This is a genomic window from Streptomyces sp. G45 (assembly GCF_049542095.1).
In the GTDB taxonomy this organism is placed as follows: domain Bacteria; phylum Actinomycetota; class Actinomycetes; order Streptomycetales; family Streptomycetaceae; genus Streptomyces.
The window spans coordinates 6,880,354-6,899,792 of the sequence record NZ_JBMUZU010000001.1 but is presented as its reverse complement, the minus strand read 5'-3'; the positions used below and the strand labels follow the sequence as shown (position 1 = coordinate 6,899,792).

At 71.8% G+C, this 19,439-nt stretch carries 12 protein-coding genes; 2 read left to right on the top strand and 10 right to left on the bottom strand.

Annotated elements, in window-relative coordinates; all coding sequences use genetic code 11:
* Nucleotides 1-17: 17 nt before the first annotated feature.
* Together ACOBQU_RS29165 and ACOBQU_RS29160 are read right to left on the bottom strand one after the other, a co-directional pair.
* Nucleotides 18-335 carry a chorismate mutase gene (locus tag ACOBQU_RS29165; RefSeq protein ID WP_423631045.1) on the bottom strand — a complete coding sequence of 106 codons (318 nt, stop codon included), beginning with the start codon at nucleotides 333-335 and terminating at the stop codon, nucleotides 18-20.
* Nucleotides 336-346: 11 nt separating this feature from the next.
* Nucleotides 347-1,246, bottom strand: a complete 900-nt coding sequence (locus tag ACOBQU_RS29160; RefSeq protein WP_423631043.1) for a helix-turn-helix domain-containing protein — start codon at nucleotides 1,244-1,246, stop codon at nucleotides 347-349.
* Between the two features lie 190 nt (nucleotides 1,247-1,436).
* Between ACOBQU_RS29160 and ACOBQU_RS29155 the strand changes: the two genes are divergently transcribed.
* Nucleotides 1,437-3,188, top strand: a complete 1,752-nt coding sequence (locus ACOBQU_RS29155; protein WP_423634782.1) for a glycoside hydrolase family 35 protein — start codon at nucleotides 1,437-1,439, stop codon at nucleotides 3,186-3,188.
* A gap of 255 nt (nucleotides 3,189-3,443) precedes the next feature.
* Here ACOBQU_RS29155 and ACOBQU_RS29150 read toward each other — a convergent pair whose 3' ends face one another.
* A complete protein-coding gene (locus ACOBQU_RS29150) occupies nucleotides 3,444-6,629 on the bottom strand; it encodes an endo-alpha-N-acetylgalactosaminidase family protein (RefSeq protein WP_423631041.1) in 3,186 nt (1,061 codons plus the stop codon).
* A 340-nt stretch (nucleotides 6,630-6,969) separates the two neighbouring features.
* Nucleotides 6,970-7,767, bottom strand: coding sequence for a S1 family peptidase (locus ACOBQU_RS29145; protein ID WP_423631039.1), 798 nt, complete (start codon nucleotides 7,765-7,767; stop codon nucleotides 6,970-6,972).
* Between the two features lie 265 nt (nucleotides 7,768-8,032).
* Between ACOBQU_RS29145 and ACOBQU_RS29140 the strand changes: the two genes are divergently transcribed.
* Nucleotides 8,033-8,929 (top strand): hypothetical protein, encoded by an 897-nt coding sequence (locus ACOBQU_RS29140; protein WP_423631037.1) that lies wholly within the window; start codon nucleotides 8,033-8,035, stop codon nucleotides 8,927-8,929.
* A gap of 45 nt (nucleotides 8,930-8,974) precedes the next feature.
* Here the strand turns inward: ACOBQU_RS29140 and ACOBQU_RS29135 are convergent, their stop codons facing one another.
* The 6 genes from ACOBQU_RS29135 to gltB form a co-directional block, all read right to left on the bottom strand.
* Nucleotides 8,975-9,700 (bottom strand): VWA domain-containing protein, encoded by a 726-nt coding sequence (locus ACOBQU_RS29135; protein WP_423631036.1) that lies wholly within the window; start codon nucleotides 9,698-9,700, stop codon nucleotides 8,975-8,977.
* 95 nt (nucleotides 9,701-9,795) lie between these two features.
* Nucleotides 9,796-10,644: a carbohydrate ABC transporter permease gene (locus ACOBQU_RS29130; protein ID WP_423634780.1), complete on the bottom strand. Its 849-nt coding sequence runs from the start codon at nucleotides 10,642-10,644 to the stop codon at nucleotides 9,796-9,798.
* 26 nt (nucleotides 10,645-10,670) lie between these two features.
* Nucleotides 10,671-11,669 (bottom strand): carbohydrate ABC transporter permease, encoded by a 999-nt coding sequence (locus ACOBQU_RS29125; RefSeq protein WP_423631034.1) that lies wholly within the window; start codon nucleotides 11,667-11,669, stop codon nucleotides 10,671-10,673.
* Between the two features lie 84 nt (nucleotides 11,670-11,753).
* The gene (locus ACOBQU_RS29120) at nucleotides 11,754-13,061 is read right to left on the bottom strand and encodes a sugar ABC transporter substrate-binding protein (RefSeq protein ID WP_423631032.1); all 1,308 of its coding nucleotides are present in this window, start codon (nucleotides 13,059-13,061) and stop codon (nucleotides 11,754-11,756) included.
* 368 nt (nucleotides 13,062-13,429) lie between these two features.
* Entirely contained in the window at nucleotides 13,430-14,890 is a 1,461-nt protein-coding gene (locus ACOBQU_RS29115; RefSeq protein ID WP_423631030.1) for a glutamate synthase subunit beta, read from the bottom strand.
* Nucleotides 14,883-19,394, bottom strand: coding sequence for a glutamate synthase large subunit (gene gltB / locus ACOBQU_RS29110; RefSeq protein ID WP_423634778.1), 4,512 nt, complete (start codon nucleotides 19,392-19,394; stop codon nucleotides 14,883-14,885). Before gltB ends, ACOBQU_RS29115 begins: the two co-directional genes overlap by 8 nt.
* Nucleotides 19,395-19,439 lie beyond the last annotated feature (45 nt).

Sequence of the window (19,439 nt, the reverse complement as noted above, 5' to 3'; positions counted from 1 at the left end):
GGGCGGCCGGTCGGCGGTCAGGACTTCTCGTTGGCGATGTGTTCGTGGTGGCGGATGACCTCGGCGATGATGAAGTTGAGGAACTTCTCCGCGAAGGCCGGGTCGAGCTTGGCGTTCTCGGCGAGCTGGCGCAGCCGGGCGATCTGGCGGGCCTCGCGCTCCGGGTCGGCGGGCGGCAGGTGGTGGTTGGCCTTGAGGTGGCCGACCTGCTGGGTGCACTTGAAGCGTTCGGCGAGCATGTGGACGACGGCGGCGTCGATGTTGTCGATGCTCTCCCGCAGGCGGGACAGCTCGGCGCGCACCTCGGGGTCGTCGCTGGTGTGCTTCGTGGTCATGGCATGCGAGCCTACGTGGCGTCGGCGGCGGGCTCCGACGTCAGGATGGGCGGGTGGTCGGGGTCGGGGACGCGCTGGGACCAGCCGCCGGGGACGGCGCGCCCCTGCTGTTCGCGGAAGCGCACGGGGGCCATGCCGACGCGGCGGGTGAACAGGCGGGAGAAGTAGGCGGGGTCGTCGTAGCCGACGCGGCGGGCGACGGCGGCGACGGGCAGTTCGGTGGCGGCGAGGAGTTCCTTGGCGCGGCCCAGGCGGATGCCGAGGAGGTAGTCCTTGGGGCTGCACCCGGCGCCGCGGCGCACGGCGGTGCGCAGTTCGGCGGGGGTCATGCCGTGGCGGGCGGCGTGTTCGGCGACGGACAGGGCGGTGAAGGCGTCGCGGGCCAGGGACTGCAGGACGGGGTCGCCGTCGGGGGCGATGTCGGCGCGGGCGCGGCGCAGGGCGACGAGGAGTTCGTGGACGGCGGCGCTGGTCTCGACTTCGAGGAGGGGGTTGCCGCGGCGGGCGGCGCGGGCGACGCGGCTGACGACGGCGCGGGCGGCGGCCGCGTCGGACAGCGGCACGACGGGCCGGTCGGGTTCGATGTAGCCGAGTTCGGTGTAGGTGGCGGCGTCGGGTCCGGTGAAGTCGACGAAGCACTCGTCCCAGCCGGTGTCGGGGTCGGCGCCGTAGTGGTGGGGCACGCCGGGGGTGAGCCAGAGCAGGGCGGGCGCGGTGACGGCCCTGCGGCGGCCGTCGGGGGTGCGCAGCCAGCCGCTTCCGGCGCTGACGACGACGGCGACGTGGTGGTCGAGGGTGCGGGGGCCGACGGTGGGCAGGGTGCCGTGCTGCAGGCCCACGCCGAGGCAGACCAGGCCGAGGCGCTGGTGCACCGGGCTGGGCGTGAAATACCTCATCCAGGTGTGGTACATGCGCGGCCGCCCCTCTCGTGCGCGGGTCCCGTCGTCGCCCCGGGTCCGGTCGTCCACGGGACCCGGTCGTCCACCGGGCCGGGTCGTGTCGGCTCAGTCCAACCGGGTTCGATCTTTGTCCATGGACCGTGCCGCCCGCCAGGGGCAATCGTGGCTGCCGTACCTGGTCGGCGAGGAGGGGACGGGCGCGGTGCGCGGCTTCAGGGTGGGCGAGGACGGCTTCGAGCTGGACGGGCGGCCGGTGCGGATCCTGTCGGGGGCGCTGCACTACTTCCGGGTCCACGAGGGGCAGTGGGAGCACCGTCTGGCGATGCTGCGGGCGATGGGCCTGAACTGCGTGGAGACGTACGTGCCGTGGAATGTGCACGAGCCGCGGCCGGGCGTGTTCCACGACGTGGAGGCGCTGGGCCGGTTCCTGGACGCGGCGCACCGGGCGGGTCTGTGGGCGATCGTGCGGCCGGGCCCGTACATCTGCGCCGAGTGGGACAACGGCGGGCTGCCGTACTGGCTGACGGCGGAGGCGGGGCCGCGGGTGCGCACGCGGGACGCGTGCTATCTGGCGCATGTGGAGCGGTGGTTCGCCCGGCTGCTGCCGCAGGTCGTGGCGCGCCAGCACGACCGGGGCGGCCCGGTGGTCCTCGTACAGGTGGAGAACGAGTACGGGAGCTACGGCAGCGACCAGGTGTATCTGCGCCGCCTGGCGGAGCTGCTGCGGGAGTGCGGGGTGACGGCGGAGCTGTGCACGTCGGACGGCCCCGAGGACCACATGCTGTCCGGGGGCAGTGTGCCCGGGGTGCTGGCGGCGGTGAACTTCGGCTCGCGGGCGCGCGAGAGCTTCGCGGCGCTGCGGCGGCACCGGTCGAAGGGGCCGCTGATGTGCATGGAGTTCTGGTGCGGCTGGTTCGACCACTGGGGCGCGGAGCACACGGTGAGGGATCCGCGTGAGGCGGCCGACGCGCTGCGGGAGATCCTGGAGTGCGGTGCGTCGGTGAATCTGTACATGGCGCACGGCGGCACGAACTTCGGCGGCTGGGCGGGCGCCAACCGGGGTGGGGGCGCGCTGCACGACGGGGTGCTCCAGCCGGATGTCACGTCGTACGACTACGACGCGCCCGTCGACGAACGGGGGCGGCCCACGCGGAAGTTCTGGCTGTTCCGCGAGGTGCTGTCCGCGTACGCCGACGGGCCGCTGCCGGAGGTGCCCGCGGCGCCGCCGGTGCTCGGCGCGGCGGGCGCGGGGCGGCTCACCGGGTGGGCGTCCCTCGACGCAGTCGCCGCGCACCTCGGCACGCCCGAGTCCGAGCACGCCGTGCCGCCCACGTTCGAGGACCTCGGCGTGGACCGGGGCCTGGTGCGGTACGCGCTGACCGTGCCGGGGCCGCGGGCACCGTATCCGCTGCGGGTGCGGGGGCTGCGGGACCGGGCCGTCGCCTTCGTCGACGGGCGCCGGGCCGGTGTCCTCACCGAGGACTCCCCCGAGCTGCCCCGGCCCGTGCCCGGGCCCGCCCGCGTGGAGCTGTGGGTGGAGTCCCTCGGCCGCGTCAACTACGGGCCGCGGCTCGGGGAACCGAAGGGGGTCACCGGGGGTGTGCTGCACGAGCGGCAGTATCTGCACGGGGTGCGGGCCGTCGGGGTGCCCCTCGACGCGTTCCGCTCGGCGGACACGGTGCCGGTGGGCGGGGTGCCCGGGGACGGGCGGGCCGGGCTGTACCGGGGGGTGGTGGAGGTGACCGGGGCGGGGGACGCGGTGCTGTCCCTGCCGGGGTGGACCCGGGGGTTCGTGTGGGTGAACGGGTTCTGCCTGGGGCGGTACTGGGGGGTGGGGCCGCAGCGGGGGCTGTTCGTGCCGGGGGTGGTGCTGCGGGAGGGGGCCAACGCGGTGTGGGTCCTGGAGGTGGAGGGGGCGACGGGCACACCCCGGGTCCACCTGCGCTGTCCCTAGCGGGGGGCTCCCCAATCCCGCCCCTTCACCGAAACCAGGGGCGGCTGCCCCTGGCACCCCGCTCATCGCCGCTGCGCGGCTCGTCCTCAAACGCCGGACGGGCTGAGATCTGCCGCACCGGCAGAATCCGACCCAGCCCGCGACAATCCAGCCCGTCCGGCGTTTGAGGACGAGGCCGAAGGCCGATTCACGGGGGTGCCAGGGGGCTGGCCCCCTGGTTCGGGAAGGGGCGGGTCTGGGGCGCCCCCGCGAGGGTCAGCGCTCCGCCACCTCGAAGGCGTCGAGGACGAACTCCGCCTTCCCGTCCGCGCCGACCTTCCGCAGACCCACCCACGCCTCCCCCTCCCCGGGGGCGGTGAACTCGTACGAGAAGAGGGCGGGCTCCGTGGCGACGGGCACCGCGACGCGGGACAGCTCGCGCCCGGAGGGCGCGTCCACGGCGGTCACCCAGGCGTACTGCCCGGCGGTGTCGTTCTCGTACCGGAAGGACACCCGGTAGCGCCGCCCGGGACGGAACCGCACGGTGTGGGGAACGGTCCGGTAGACGAGCCCCTCGTTCTCGCCGCGGGACTTCAGCGACTGGCGGCCGTCGATGACGTCGTCGATGGCCTTGCCGTTCCAGCCGCGCTGGGTGTAGGGGGCGTGCCGCTGGGCGATGTGGGTGCGCGGGTCGGTGGCGCCGCCCGCGTCGCCCTTGACGAAGGGCCCCCAGCCCTGGGGGACGGCCTCGAAGTCCTCACGGACGAGCACGCCGGGCGGGAGCCGCCCGGGCGGGGCGGCGGGCACGACGCGGACGTTGTCGAAGCGGACGCGGGCCGCCCCGGCGTCGGCGCGCAGCGCGAGCCGGACGGGCCCGCCGCCTTCGGGGACGGTGAAGCGGGTGAACAGGCGCTGGAAGCGGGTGCCGTGCTTGCGGTCGGCGGCGACGTAATTGACGGCGGTGGAGGTGTCGGTGAAGTTGGCGGCGGTGACGCCGTCGGCGGTGCGCACCTCAAGGGCGGCCCGGCGCCGCTCCCCCGCGCGGACGCCCACCTCGACCTGCGCGGAGGCGGCGTAGTGGCCGGGCGGGAGGCGGCGCAGCCGCTGGCTGACGGTGGCGGCGCCACCGGCGGCGATGACGAGTTCGTAGTCGCCGAGGGCGCTGCGCTCGACGCGGGCGGGCCCGGTGGCGTGCCAGTTCCCGGCGAGGGTGCCCGCGTGGAAGCCGGGGTCGCGCAGCGGGGTGCCCTGGCCCCAGTCGGGGTCGCGCTGGGCGCGGGCGCGGGTGCGCAGCACGACGTAGGGCTGTGCGGCGTCGGCGTCGAGGGTGATCCGGCCGCCGCGCACGGGCAGGTCGCGTACGAAGGCGCGGCCCTGGTCGGTGAGGCGGTACAGGAACACGCGGCGGGCGTCGGCCCAGCGGGGCGGCAGGGTCCAGGTGGTGCGGCCGCCGCGGGGGTTGTAGTGGTGGAGCTTGGCGGGGTCGGTGGCCTCGCGGGGCTCCCAGGGCAGCAGGTAGGCCCCGTCGTCGTACACGAGGTGGCCGTGGGTGGTGACGCGGCGTCTGCCGCCGGTGTCGGTGACGGAGGTGGCGCCGTCGCCGAAGAAGGTGATCTCGTGGTCGGTCCAGGTGCGGACGGGGTGGGCCTGGAGGTATTTGGCGGGCAGCGCGTGGGTCCAGATCAGCCGGTAGAAGGCGGGCCAGTCGGTCTTGCCGACCCAGCCCTCGAAGGTGCCGGTGCGGGCGGTGCCGAGGAGGGTGGGCCACTTGTCGGCGAAGACGTCCTTCTGGTGGTGGCGGATGAAGCGGATCAGGCGGGAGTTGACGCCGCGGGAGGTGTCGGGCCCGTAGTCGGTCTCGGTGGCCCAGTGGGACCAGACCGATGAGCGTTCCAGGCCGTGGCCCCATTCCGTGGTCACGGTCCAGCCCTGTTCGCGCAGGGTGCGCTGGAGGCGGTCGGAGGTCCAGCCGGACTCGCGGAAGACGTCGATGTAGAGGGTGTTGAGGGCCGGGTGGGTGTCGCGGCGCAGGGCGGCGAGGCGGCGCGCGATGTCGCCGGAGACCAGGTCGCGGCGCTGGTCGATGCGGTAGCTCTGGTCGAGCCAGTCCCACTGTTCGTCGGTCTTGTCGACGAGCTTCTCGGAGAAGGCGTGGGCGGCGGGGTAGGACTCGGTGGCGTTGATGTGCACGCCGAAGTCGCTGTGCCATCGCGCGCCCTCGCGCAGGAGGGTGTTGAGGTCGTCGAGGCCGCCCGCGCGGGTGTTGTAGTTGCCCGCGTAGTCGGGGTGGGCACAGTCGTGGCCCTCGGACTGGTAGCCCTTGAGGAGGGTGTACTGGCGCAGCCCGTCGGTGGCCAGGGAGATCCGCTTGACGTTGTCGAGGGTCGCGAGGAACGGGTTGGTGGCCTGGGAGGCGAAGTTGAACGGGATGTGCGGGACGACCCGCAGGTGCTGCTCGTCGGCGCCGAGCGGGTTCACCATGATGTCGCGGAAGGCGATGGCGGCGTCCTGCCAGTCGACGCGGCCGTCGCCGTTGCGGTCGCCGGTGACGATGACGGTGGCGTACGGCAGGGGCTCGGTGTCGGCGGTGGGCGCGGTGGCGGCGCGGTGGGTCCACTGGCCGGGGGTGAGGCGGGCCTCGGTGTGGCCGCCCGCGCGCCGGGTCTCGTGCCACAGGCGGCCGTTGTCCCAGGTGGTTCCGGCGGCCGAGGTGGGCTTGTCGTAGACGGTGTTGGTCTCGATGGCGGCGCCGAGACGGTCGTGCGCGACGACGGCGTACGCGCAGCCGGTGGGCGCCTGCGCGGGAGTGTCGGGGGTGAGGGTGACGAGGGTGTCGCCGCTCTTGGCCTGGTCGAGTTCGACGCGGGCGGCGTACAGCGCGGCGCCGGGCTGGTCGCTGCGGACACAGGCCAGGGCGAGGCCGGGGACGCGGAGGGTGCCGACGCGCAGCGCGGGCGTGTCGGCGACGCGGGTGACGCGCCAGTGGACGCGGCGGCCGGTGACGGAGATCTCCACGTCGATCCGGGTGCCGCCGTCGAGGGTGAGGACGTAGGTGGCGCGGTCGCCGGTGGTGCGCGCGGTGACCTGGGGGGTGTGCTCGGTGTCGTCGACGAGGAGGGTGGTGACGGGGTCGGGCTGTGCGTGCAGGACGGCGCCGCTGGCGCGGTCGGTGTACGCGATGACGCGGGGGAAGGCGGTGCAGACGCGCACGTCGAGTGCGGCGGACCGCAGCACGGCCTCGCCAGCGGGACGTCGCGCGGCCACGGCGGGGGCGCCGACGGCCGCGCCGAGCCCCGCGGCGACGCCCGTGGCGACGCCCGTGGTGACCACGGCCCTGCGGCTGGGGCGGGGCGCGGGGAACCGCGCGCCCGGCCTCGGCGCACCCGCGGCCGCCGAGCGGCGTGACGGGGCGGCGGCTCCGGCGTCCCCCTGGGAGGAACCGGACGGCGTAGAAGGCGGCATGGACGCACCCTTCCCTGCGGCGGCATCGGCGGCACCGCTGGCACCGGCGGCTCGGTGGCATCGGTGGCATCGGTGGCATCGGTGACGGTCACGATGCGCCGCGCGGCAGGCACGCGCCCATGGACAAAGGCGGGAGAGGTGTTGGACTAACGGGGCGCCCCGACACACCCCGACACACCCCGACGCGCTCTGATACGCCCCGCCACGCCCTGACACGCCCCGCGCGCCCGGCGCCCGCCCCCGGGCAGCCGAACGGAGCCGGACCCCCGGAAGGGTCCGGCTCCGCCGCGTGCGCAGGGTCATCCGCCGGGCGCGCGGCACCCGGTGGACGGAAGGGACGTCAGAGCTGGCCCGCGTAGCGGGTTATGTCGGCGGCGAAGGTCGACACCTCGGTGTAGACGCCGGGGTAGTTCGGCCGGGCGCAGCCGTTGCCCCAGCTCACGATGCCGACCTGGACGAACTGGCCCGCCTCGTCCTTGCGGAACATCGGGCCGCCGGAGTCGCCCTGGCAGGTGTCCACGCCGCCCTGGGCGAGCTTGCCCGCGCACAGCTCCTCGGCGGGCACGAAGTCGTTGCCGTACGCCGCCTTGCAGTCGGCGTCGCTGACGAACGGGACGGTGGCCTTGAGCAGGTAGCGCTGCTGCGGGCCGCCCTCGCGGGCAGCGCCCCAGCCCGCGATGGTGAAGTTGCCGCTGTTGTACTGGGTGGTGGTGGCGATCTTCAGCGTGGGCTGGTTGATCGGCTTGGCGAGCTTGATGAGCGCCCAGTCCTTGCCCTTGCCGTTGTAGCCGGGGGCCTGGAGGACCTTGGTGGACTTGACCTTGATGGCGCTGGGGCTCTGGAGGTCGACGACGCCGCCGGTGACCGTGATGGACGTGTTGTTGCCCGAGCCGTCGACACAGTGCGCGGCGGTGAGGACGACGTCCTGCTTCAGCAGGGAGCCGCCGCAGCCCATGGACAGGCGCACCATGAACGGGAACTCGCCCTGGGCGGCGCGCACGCCGCCGACGACGCGCTCGCCCGGGTTCGGGCCGGGGTGCGGGGCCGCCTGGGCGACGACGGGCTGGAGGCTCGCGACTCCGAGGGCGACCGAGCCGAGGACGGCGGCTCTCTTGAATCCACGGAACTTGTTCTTCACTTCGACGTCCCTTCGTGGGAGTTGTGGGGGGTAGCGCACGCGGCGGGTCTGTGCCGAACGCGCCGGAGAGGCTCGTGGCATGAGCCCGCCAAAGCGTTGTTGGATTATGAGGAGGGCCGCACACGAGCGACAAGGGGCGCTTTTCGGCCAGGCGTTGGCCGATGATCTGGCCGGTGGGCCGGACAACCCCCGTACAGTAGGGACGAGTCGGGGTGATCTCAGCGGGACGCCGCACGGTTCCCGCCGTGGCTCAGGGGGTGGCGGCGTGCCGGACGACGGCCCGGTGGAGCACGGCTATCCGCATCTGGAGACGGTGCGCGCGGCGATCACGGCGCTGTACCGCCGCCTGTCGTACGACACGGTGCACTCCTTCGACACCAGCGTGGCGCCCGCCGACGTCGCCTTCTGCGACACCGACGACCTGCACCTGGGCGCCCAGCGGGTGGCCCGCGAGATGGTGCGCCACCTGCGCCTGCCGGACGCCCGCATGATCGTGTCGTTCCGCGAGATGCGGCACGCGGCGTTCGTCGAACTGGCGGCGGGCCCCGAGTACTTCATCGAGCTGAACGACCGCTTCCGCAGCCACCGCAGGGACATCGGCGCGGCCCTCGCGCACGAGGTGATGCACGTCTATCTGCACCGCCTGGACCTGGCCTTCCCCGGCACCCGCGACAACGAGATCCTCACGGACACCGCGACGACCTACCTGGGCGCGGGCTGGCTGCTCCTGGACGCCTACCGCGAGGACGGCGCCTCCTCGCAGAAGCTCGGCTATCTGACGCCGGAGGAGTTCGGGTACGTGCTCGCCAAGCGCGCCCTGGCCTTCGGGGAGGCGCCGGAGACCTGGTTCACCAGTCCGCAGGCGTACACGGCGTACACCAAGGGGCTGGCGCGGGCCCGGCACGACCAGCGGCAGCCGCCGCTGACGGCGGCGGGCTGGGCGGGCCGCCGCCGCTACGCCAAGGACCGGCGCCACGCCCTCGACCACGGCGCCGCGCCGGACCCCACCGGCCCGTACTCCTTCTCCCGCCCCGACGCCTCGGGCCCGCTGCGCGTCTCCTTCCCCTGCCCGACCTGCCACCAGCGCATCAGGCTGCCCGCCCGGGGCCGGGTGCGGGCGCGGTGCGGCCTGTGCCGGTCGGTCCTCGACTGCGACACCTAGCGGGGTACGTCGGGGCCGGGGCCGCCGCCCCGTGGTGCGGGCCGGTCAGGTGGGGCGCGGCGGGACGATGCCGAGGTCCCGCGCCGCCTTCAGCCACTGCGGCAGCTCCCGCACCAGCCGGTCGTACAGGACGTCGTCCGGCACCGCGCGCGGCTTCTCGCCGACGGGGAAGAACCCGGCGTTGTCGACGGGCCGCCGGGCGGGCACCGCCAGCTCGTCCAGGCGCCGCAGGTAGTCGAACTGCTTGCTGTCCGGGTCGCCGAACCCGACGAACTGCCAGAACAGCGGCAGCCGCGCCGCCTTGCACAGATAGCGCTCGGCGGCGGCCCTGCTGAGCGGCCCGCCGTCGGTCTGGAACACCACCAGGGCGGGGGCCTTCGTGCCGCTGTCCAGGTAGTGGTCGATGACGGCGTCCATCGCCAGGTGGTAGTTGGTCCGGCCCATGTGCCCGAGCCCGGCGACGATCCGCTCGATCCGGCCCTCGTGGCGGGCGAGTTCGATGTCCGTGACCGCGTCCACGTCCGTGGAGAAGAACACCGTCGGTACGGTGCCGTCGTCGTCCAAGTGCGCGGACAGGCCAAGGACGCGGTCGGCCAGGGCCTGGACGGTGCCGTCGTCGTAGTACGGGCGCATCGACCCCGAGTAGTCGAGCACCAGGTAGACGGCGAGGCGCTCGCCGTCGAGGCCGTGCCCCCGGACCGAGGCCCCCGCCGTCTTGTACAGGCTCACGAGCCCCGGCGCCGTCTCCTCGACCTTCCGCAAACTGATCACGCCCCCATCTTCCCCCGGTCCCGGCCCGCACGGAACGCCGAGCGGGGGCGGCGCGACCCAGCGCACCGCCCCCGCCTGGCGTTCGGGAGACCGGCTCAGCCCTTGACGGCTCCCGCCGCGAGCCCGGAGCCCAGCCTGCGGTGGACGAGCACGAAGAAGATCATCACTGGCACGGTGACCAGCGTGGAGCTGGCCATGACCGGCCCCCACGAGGTGGTGTTCTCACCGAAGAACTGGAAGATGCCCACGGCCGCCGTGTACTTGTCGCTGCCCTTCATGAAGGTGTACGCGAACACGAACTCGTTCCACGCCGTGATGAAGGCGAAGATCGAGGTGGCCACGAGACCGGGACCGACCAGCGGCAGCAGCACCGACCAGAACATCCGGAACCAGGACGCGCCGTCGATGTACGCCGCCTCCTCGACCTCCTTGGGCACCGCCGCGACGAAGCCGCGCAGCGTCCAGATCGCGAACGGCAGCGAGAGCGCGATGTACACGATCGACAGACCGAGCAGCGAGTTGAGCATCTCGTAGTCCCGCATCTGGATGAACAGCGGGATGACCAGCGCCTCCAGCGGCACCATCTGCACGATCAACACCATGATCAGCACGGAGGTGCGGAACTTGAAGCGGAAGCGGGCCACCGCGATCGCCGCGAACAGCGACAGCAGCGCCGCCGCGACGATCGTGGCGAGGCCCACGATCGCCGAGTTCAGCAGATACTGGTCGAAGTTGCCCCGGTCGAAGACGAAGTCGAAGTGCTCGAAGCTCACTCCGCTCGGCAGCAGGTCCGAGCCGCGCGTGAGCGCCTTCGGATCGAGCGCCGTGGAGACCATCCAGTAGACCGGGAACAGCGTGAAGACCAGCAGCGCCACGACCGCGACCGGCAGGCCGACGCGTGCGGCGAGACCGGTGCGGCGACGGGTCCCGCCCGCGGCGGGCACGGCCGCCGAGACCTTGGTGGGGGTCGTCACAGGTCCTCCTCCCCCTGCCGGAACAGCGTACGGATGTAAATGATGGTGATGACCAGGAGCAGCAGCGTGAGCAGCACCGCGGCCGCCGCGCCCGTGCCGTAGTCGTTCTTGGCGAACGCCTCGATGTACGAGTAGACGCCGAGGTTGTAGACGTCGGGGTTGTCGCCGCTGCCGCCCGGCATCAGGAACACCTGGGTGAAGACCTTGAAGTCCCAGATGGTGGACAGGATCGTCACCACCAGGAAGACCGGCTTGATGGTGGGCACGGTGATCTTCCAGAACCGCTGCCAGGCGTTGGCGCCGTCGATCATCCCGGCCTCGTACAGCTCCTTCGGGATGGTGAGGAGACCCGCGAAGACGGTGATCGCGACGAACGGGAAGCCGTGGTGGACGACGTTGATGGTCGCGATGATGTAGAACGGCAGCCGCTCGGTGAACCAGTTGGTGGTCTCCGCGTCGATCAGCCCGAGGGAGTCCGCGAGCTGGCTGAACATGCCGTCCCCCGGCGAGAACAGCCAGATCCAGACGTACGTCCCGGTGACCGCGGGCATCGCCCAGGCGCTCAGGATCGACACGGAGCAGATCATGCGCCAGACGGGGCCGAGGCGGTTGAGCAGCAGTGCGACGGCCGTGCCGAGCGCGACGGTCAGCCCGACGCAGGCGACCGCGAAGAAGACCGTGTTCGGCATGACGGTCTTCCACAGCAGATCGCTGGAGAGCAGGTCCTTGTAGTGGTCGAACCCGGTGAACGTGGCCTCGCCGCCGCCGAACTTGACCTTGTAGTCCTGGAGCGAGAGCTTCCCGACCTGGATCAGCGGCCACAGGAGCAGGCCCGCGAGCACGATGAGCGAGGGCGCGAGCAGCAGCCACGGCCGGGTGACGGTGATCAGCTTCTTGCGGCGCCGGGCGGCCTCCGCCCCGCCGTCGGCGGGGCGGGAGCCGCGGGCCGAAGGGATGGTGGCCTTCGGCTCGCCGCTGACGAGCGTGTCTTTCACAGCAGTGACTCGTCCCTGTTACTTGTCGTTACTTGCCTTACATGTGGTGCTTTCGCACTTCCCCTTGGGTGCCACGGCGCGCCGCTACTCGTCCTTGGCGAAGATCGCGTCCATGTCCTTCGCCGCCTGGTCCGCGGCCTCCTGGACGGACGACTTGCCGGTCAGGACCGACTGGACCATGCGGGGGATGACCTTGGAGGCCTGGATCTCGCCGTACGACTTGGTCTTCGGCACGGTGGCACCGGCCTCGATCATCTGCTTCGCGAACGGCTCGACCAGCGGGTCCTTCTGCTGCTCGATCTTCTTCAGCTCGGAGTTCTGGCCCGGGAAGTAGTTGGTCTGCTTGGCCCACTTGGCGGCGAACTCACCGGTCGTCATGAGCTTCACCAGCTCCCAGCCCAGCTCCTTCTTGTCCGTGTCGAACACCGACAGGTAGGAGCCGCCGACGAAGGACTTGCTCATGCCGCCCTTCTCGCCCGGGATGGGTACGACGCCGAGCTTGCCCTTCAGCTTCGGGTTGCCCTCGACGATGGCCTTCGGGGTCCAGTTGCCGCCGATCGACATCGCGATCTCGCCCTTGTTCCAGGCGTCGCCGACCTCCTTCTCCGTCCAGGTGTTGACCTTGGCCGGGGAGACCTTGTCTTTCGTCGCGAGGTCCGTGTAGAACTTCAGGCCCTTCACGGCCTCGGGCGAGTTGATGCCGGACTTCCACTTGTCGCCGTCCTGCACGGCGAGCTGACCGCCGCCGCCCCAGACGAAGGCGGTGGCGAACATCTCCGCGCCGCCCGCCACCGGGAAGGGAACCAGCTTCGGTTCCTTCTCCTTCAGCGTCTTCGCCGTCTCCTGGAGCTCCTTCCAGGTCGTCGGCGGCTTCAGGTTGTGCTTCTCGAAGACGTCCTTGCGGTAGACGATGGAGCGGACGCCCGCGTACCACGGCATGCCGTACTGCTTGCCGTCGAGCGTTCCGGCGTCCTTCAGGCCCTCGACCAGGTCGTTGCTGAGCCCCGACTTCTTCACGTCGTCGGTGACGTCGACCAGCGCCTCGGTCTCGGCGAACTGCGGCACCCAGGTCGTGCCGACCTCGGCGACGTCCGGGACCTGCTCCGCGCCGCCCTCGATGGCCGTGGTGAACTTCTTCTGGGCCGTGGCCCACTGCTGGTACTCGACCTTGATCTTGGCGCCGGTCTTCTTCTCGAAGGCCGCGCCGACCTCCTTGAAGAAGGGCCTGGGGTCAGGGTTGGTACCCTCCATGATCCATACGGTGAGGGTCTTGCCCTTGCCGTTGAGCTTGCCGCCCTCGCCGTTGTCGTCGCCGTCGTCGCCGCCGCACGCCGTTGCGGTGAGACCGAGCGTCAGGGCGATACAACCCGCCGCGATGACATGTCGGTTCATGTCGGCCCCCTTCAGGTTCTAATGGTGGGAGCGATTCTGCTCACGCAGGGTGTTGGCGGTCTAGACCCTTTCGGATACGCGGCCGAACCGTAATCACCGTTGCGTGGGGCGCTACCACTGGGGTTTGGCGGGTTTCGGCGCCGCCGCTGCCGCGGTGGATTGGGGCTGCGGGCCCACCCGTTTGTCCTACACCCGCGGGCCGGTGGGGGGTTTCTTCTCCCACCCGCCCACCCGTGACTGGCGGCTTCGCCAGCGCGGGTGGGTGCGTCAGCCGACGGTACAAACACGCGACGCCTGCCGAAGAGTCCGGTCGGGGACTCGGCAGGCGTCGCGCTCAGTTCCGTACGCCGTTGTACGGGACAGTCGGGTCAGACCGTGAGGGCACGGTCCGTGGGACGGATGGGGGCGGGGAGGTCGCTCGCCCCCGTGAGGTAGCGGTCGACGCCGCGCGCGGCGGACCGGCCCTCGGCGATCGCCCAGACGATCAGGGACTGGCCGCGGCCCGCGTCACCGGCGACGAACACCCCCGGCACGTTCGTCTGGAACTCACCGTCCCGGGCGATGTTACCCCGCGCGTCCAGGTCGAGCCCGAACTGGTCCACCAGGCCGTTCTCCCGGTCCGTGCCGGTGAAGCCCATCGCGAGGGTGACGAGCTGCGCCGGGATGCGCCGCTCGGTGCCCGGCTTCTGGGTGAGCTTGCCGTCGACGAACTCGACCTCGACCAGGTGCAGCCACTGCACGTTGCCGTCCTCGTCGCCCTCGAAGTGGGTGGTGGAGACGGAGTAGACGCGCTCGCCGCCCTCCTCGTGGGCGGAGGTCACCTTGTACAGCATGGGGAACGTCGGCCAGGGCTGGTGCGGCGCCCGCTCCTCGCCCGGCCGGGGCATGATCTCCAGCTGGGTGACGGAGGCCGCGCCCTGGCGGTGGGCGGTGCCCACGCAGTCCGCGCCGGTGTCGCCGCCGCCGATCACGACGACGTGCTTGCCCTCGGCGGTGACGGGCGCGGTGACGTAGTCGCCCTCCTGGACCTTGTTGGCCAGCGGCAGGTACTCCATGGCCTGGTAGACGCCCTTCAGCTCACGGCCGGGGACGGGCAGGTCACGGGCGGTGGTGGCACCGGCGGCGATGACCACGGCGTCGTACCGCTTGCGCAGCTTCGCCGCGTCGATGTCGCGGCCGACCTCCACGCCGGTGCGGAACTTGGTGCCCTCCGCGCGCATCTGCTCGATGCGGCGGTTGATGTGCCGCTTCTCCATCTTGAACTCGGGGATGCCGTAGCGCAGCAGGCCGCCGACGCGGTCGGCGCGCTCGTACACGGCGACGGTGTGCCCGGCGCGGGTGAGCTGCTGGGCGGCGGCCAGGCCCGCCGGGCCCGAGCCGATGACGGCGACGGTCTTGCCGGAGAGCCGTTCGGGGGCCTGCGGGGCCACGTCACCGGTCTCCCAGGCCTTGTCGATGATGGAGACCTCGACGTTCTTGATCGTGACGGCGGGCTGGTTGATGCCGAGGACGCAGGCGGCCTCGCACGGGGCGGGGCACAGGCGGCCGGTGAACTCCGGGAAGTTGTTCGTGGCGTGCAGCCGCTCGGAGGCGGCCGTCCAGTCCTCGCGGTAGGCGTAGTCGTTCCACTCGGGGATGAGGTTCCCCAGCGGGCAGCCGTTGTGGCAGAAGGGGATGCCGCAGTCCATGCAGCGGCTGGCCTGCTTCGAGATGATCGGCAGCAGGGAGCCGGGGACGTAGACCTCGTTCCAGTCCTGGACGCGCTCGGCCACCGGGCGGGTCGCGGCGACCTCGCGGCCGTGGTTCAGAAAGCCCTTCGGGTCAGCCATGGGTCGCCGCCTCCATCATCTTCTCGGTGATCTCGGACTCGGTGAGTCCGGCTCGCTCGGCGGCGTCCTTGGCGGCGAGCACTGCCTTGTACGTACTGGGGATGATCTTGCTGAAGCGGGTGACGGCGGTGTCCCAGTCGGCGAGCAGCTTCTCGGCGACGGTGGAGCCCGTCTCCTCCTGGTGGCGGCGCACCACGTCGTGCAGCCACCGCTCGTCCGCGTCGTCCAGGGCCTCGATGGCCCCCAGGTTCCCGGCGTTGACGCGGTCCCGGTCGAGGTCGATGACGTACGCGACGCCGCCGGACATGCCCGCCGCGAAGTTGCGGCCGGTCTCGCCGAGGACGACGGCGTGGCCGCCGGTCATGTACTCGCAGCCGTGGTCACCCACGCCCTCGGAGACCACCAGCGCCCCGGAGTTGCGCACGCAGAACCGCTCACCGGTGCGGCCGCGCAGGAACAGCTCGCCGCCGGTGGCGCCGTACGCGATGGTGTTGCCCGCGATGGTGGAGTACTCGGCGAGGTGGTCGGCGCCGCGGTCCGGGCGGACGATGATCCGGCCGCCGGACAGGCCCTTGCCGACGTAGTCGTTGGCGTCGCCCTCCAGGCGCAGCGTGATGCCGCGCGGCACGAACGCGCCGAAGGACTGGCCCGCGGAGCCGGTGAAGGTGATGTCGATGGTGTCGTCGGGCAGGCCCGCGCCGCCGAACTTCTTGGTCACCTCGTGGCCGAGCATGGTGCCGACCGTGCGGTTGATGTTGCGGATGGCGACCTGCGCGCGGACCGGCTGGGCCTCGTCCTGGGAGGTCGCGGCGAGCGCGTCGGCGGCGAGCCTGATCAGCTCGTTGTCGAGGGCCTTCTCCAGGGCGTGGTCCTGGGCGACCAGCTGGTGGCGGACGGCGCCCTCGGGCAGGTCCGGGACGTGGAACAGCGGCTCCAGGTCGAGGCCCTGCGCCTTCCAGTGGTCGACGGCGCGGGTGGTGTCCAGCAGCTCGGCGTGGCCGACGGCCTCCTCGATGGAGCGGAAGCCCAGCTCGGCGAGGAGTTCGCGGACCTCCTCGGCGATGAACTCGAAGAAGTTCACGACGAACTCGGCCTTGCCGCTGAAGCGCTCGCGCAGCGCCGGGTTCTGCGTGGCGATGCCGACCGGGCAGGTGTCCAGGTGGCAGACGCGCATCATGACGCAGCCGGAGACGACGAGGGGCGCGGTGGCGAAGCCGAACTCCTCGGCGCCGAGCAGCGCGGCGATCACCACGTCGCGGCCGGTCTTCAGCTGGCCGTCGGTCTGCACGACGATGCGGTCGCGCAGGCCGTTGAGCAGCAGCGTCTGCTGGGTCTCGGCGAGGCCCAGCTCCCAGGGGCCGCCCGCGTGCTTGAGCGAGGTGAGCGGGGATGCGCCGGTGCCGCCGTCGTGGCCGGAGATGAGGACGACGTCCGCGTGTGCCTTGGACACGCCCGCGGCGACCGTGCCGACGCCGACCTCGGAGACCAGCTTCACGTGGATGCGGGCGGCGGGGTTGGCGTTCTTCAGGTCGTGGATGAGCTGGGCGAGGTCCTCGATGGAGTAGATGTCGTGGTGCGGCGGCGGGGAGATCAGGCCGACGCCGGGCGTGGAGTGCCGGGTCTTGGCGACCCACGGGTAGACCTTGTGGCCGGGGAGCTGGCCGCCCTCACCGGGCTTGGCGCCCTGGGCCATCTTGATCTGGATGTCGTCGGCGTTGACGAGGTACTCGCTGGTCACGCCGAAGCGGCCGGACGCGACCTGCTTGATCGAGGAGCGGCGGGCCGGGTCGTACAGGCGCTCGGGGTCCTCGCCGCCCTCGCCGGTGTTGGACTTGCCGCCGAGCTGGTTCATGGCGATGGCGAGCGTCTCGTGCGCCTCCTTGGAGATGGAGCCGTACGACATGGCGCCGGTGGAGAAGCGCTTGACGATCTCGGAGACCGGCTCGACCTCGTCGAGGGGGATCGGCTGCCGGTCGCTCTTGATGGCGAACAGTCCGCGCAGCGTCATCAGGCGCTCGGACTGCTCGTTCACGCGGTCCGTGTACTGCTTGAAGATGTCGTAGCGGCGGTTGCGGGTGGAGTGCTGGAGCCGGAAGACCGTCTCGGGGTCGAACAGGTGCGGCTCGCCCTCGCGGCGCCACTGGTACTCGCCGCCGATGTCCAGGGCGCGGTGCGCGGGCGCGATCCCGGAGGCCGGGTAGGCCTTGGCGTGGCGGGCGGCGACCTCCTGGGCGATGACGTCGATGCCGACGCCGCCGATCTTGGAGGTGGTGCCGTTGAAGTACTTCTCGACGAAGGACTCCTCCAGGCCGACGGCCTCGAAGACCTGGGCGCCGCGGTAGGAGGCGACGGTGGAGATGCCCATCTTGGACATGACCTTCAGGACGCCCTTGCCGAGGGCGCGGATCAGGTTGCGGATGGCCTGCTCGGGCTCGATGCCCGGCAGGAAGGTGCCCGCGCGCACCAGGTCCTCGACGGACTCCATCGCCAGGTACGGGTTGACGGCCGCGGCGCCGAAGCCGATGAGCAGCGCCACGTGGTGGACCTCGCGCACGTCGCCCGCCTCGACGAGCAGGCCCACCTGGGTGCGCTGCTTGGTGCGGATGAGGTGGTGGTGGACGGCCGCGGTGAGCAGCAGCGACGGGATCGGGGCGTGCTCGGCGTCGGAGTGCCGGTCGGAGAGGACGATCAGGCGGGCCCCGGCCTCGATGGCGGCGTCGGCCTCGGCGCAGATCTCCTCGATGCGGGCGGCCAGGGCGTCGCCGCCGCCGTGCACCCGGTACAGGCCGGAGAGGGTGGCGGCCTTCATGCCGGGCATGTCGCCGTCGGCGTTGATGTGGATGAGCTTGGCCAGCTCGTCGTTGTCGATCACCGGGAACGGCAGGGTGACGCTGCGGCAGGACGCGGCGGTCGGCTCCAGGAGGTTGCCCTGGGGGCCGAGCGAGGAGTGCAGGGAGGTGACCAGCTCCTCGCGGATGGCGTCCAGCGGCGGGTTGGTGACCTGCGCGAACAGCTGCGTGAAGTAGTCGAAGATCAGCCGGGGGCGCTCGGAGAGGGCCGCGATCGGCGTGTCCGTGCCCATGGAGCCGATGGGCTCGGCGCCGGACTTGGCCATCGGGGCGAGCAGCACGCGCAGCTCTTCCTCGGTGTAGCCGAAGGTCTGCTGGCGGCGGGTGACGGAGGCGTGGGTGTGCACGATGTGCTCGCGCTCGGGCAGGTCGCCCAGCTCGATGATCCCGGCCTGGAGCCACTCCTCGTACGGCTGCTCGGCGGCGAGCCGCGCCTTGATCTCGTCGTCCTCGACGATGCGGTGCTCGGCGGTGTCGACGAGGAACATCCGGCCGGGCTGGAGGCGGCCCTTGCGGACGACCTTGGCGGGGTCGATGTCGAGGACGCCGACCTCGGAGCCGAGGACGACGAGGCCGTCGTCGGTGACCCAGTAGCGGCCGGGGCGCAGGCCGTTGCGGTCGAGGACGGCGCCGACCTGGGTGCCGTCGGTGAAGGTGACGCAGGCGGGGCCGTCCCAGGGCTCCATCATCGTTGAGTGGTACTGGTAGAAGGCGCGCTGGGCCGGGTCCATGGAAGCGTGGTTCTCCCAGGCCTCCGGGATCATCATGAGCACGGAGTGCGGCAGGGAGCGGCCGCCGAGGTGGAGGAGTTCGAGGACCTCGTCGAAGGAGGCCGAGTCGGAGGCGTCCGGCGTGCAGACCGGGAAGATCCGCTCCAGCTTCTCCTGGGGGCCGAACAGGTCGGAGACGAGCTGCGACTCGCGGGCGCGCATCCAGTTGCGGTTGCCCTTGACCGTGTTGATCTCGCCGTTGTGGGCGACGAAGCGGTACGGGTGGGCGAGCGGCCAGCTCGGGAAGGTGTTCGTGGAGAAGCGCGAGTGGACGAGCGCGATGGCCGTGGCGAAGCGGCGGTCGGACAGGTCCGGGAAGAAGGGCTCCAGCTGGCCGGTGGTCAGCATGCCCTTGTAGACGATGGTGCGGGCCGACAGGGACGGGAAGTACGTGGCGGCCTCGCGCTCGGCGCGCTTGCGCAGCGCGAACGCCTTGCGGTCCAGGTCGAGCCCGGTGCTGGCGCCGTCGGTGACGAACAGCTGCCGGAAGACCGGCATGGTGGAGCGGGCGGTGGCGCCGAGCAGCGTCGGGGCGACGGGGACCTCGCGCCAGCCGAGGACGGTCAGGCCCTCCTCGGCGGCGATCGTCTCGATGCGTGAGACGGTCTCGTCGGTGCCGGTGGTGGGCAGGAAGGCGATGCCGACGGCGTAGGCGCCGGGCGCGGGCAGCTCGAATCCGGCGGCCTCGCGCAGGAACGCGTCCGGCACCTGGAGCAGGATTCCGGCGCCGTCACCGGAGTCGGGCTCGGAGCCGGTGGCACCTCGGTGCTCCAGGTTGCGCAGTACGGTCAGCGCCTGCTCGACGAGCTCATGGCTCGCCTCACCGGTGAGGGTGGCCACGAACCCGACGCCGCAGGCGTCGTGCTCGTTCCGGGGGTCGTACATGCCCTGCGGGGCGGGGCGACCGTCCATGGGCGACCAGGCGTCGAT

Bases quoted from the DNA above. Each gene is read 5' to 3' on its own strand.
- gltB (WP_423634778.1), bottom strand. From the start codon at position 19,394: ATGTACGACCCCCGGAACGAGCACGACGCCTGCGGCGTCGGGTTCGTG.
- ACOBQU_RS29120 (WP_423631032.1), bottom strand. From the start codon at position 13,061: ATGAACCGACATGTCATCGCGGCGGGTTGTATCGCCCTGACGCTCGGT.
- ACOBQU_RS29165 (WP_423631045.1), bottom strand. From the start codon at position 335: ATGACCACGAAGCACACCAGCGACGACCCCGAGGTGCGCGCCGAGCTG.
- ACOBQU_RS29115 (WP_423631030.1), bottom strand. From the start codon at position 14,890: ATGGCTGACCCGAAGGGCTTTCTGAACCACGGCCGCGAGGTCGCCGCG.
- ACOBQU_RS29150 (WP_423631041.1), bottom strand. From the start codon at position 6,629: ATGCCGCCTTCTACGCCGTCCGGTTCCTCCCAGGGGGACGCCGGAGCC.
- ACOBQU_RS29160 (WP_423631043.1), bottom strand. From the start codon at position 1,246: ATGTACCACACCTGGATGAGGTATTTCACGCCCAGCCCGGTGCACCAG.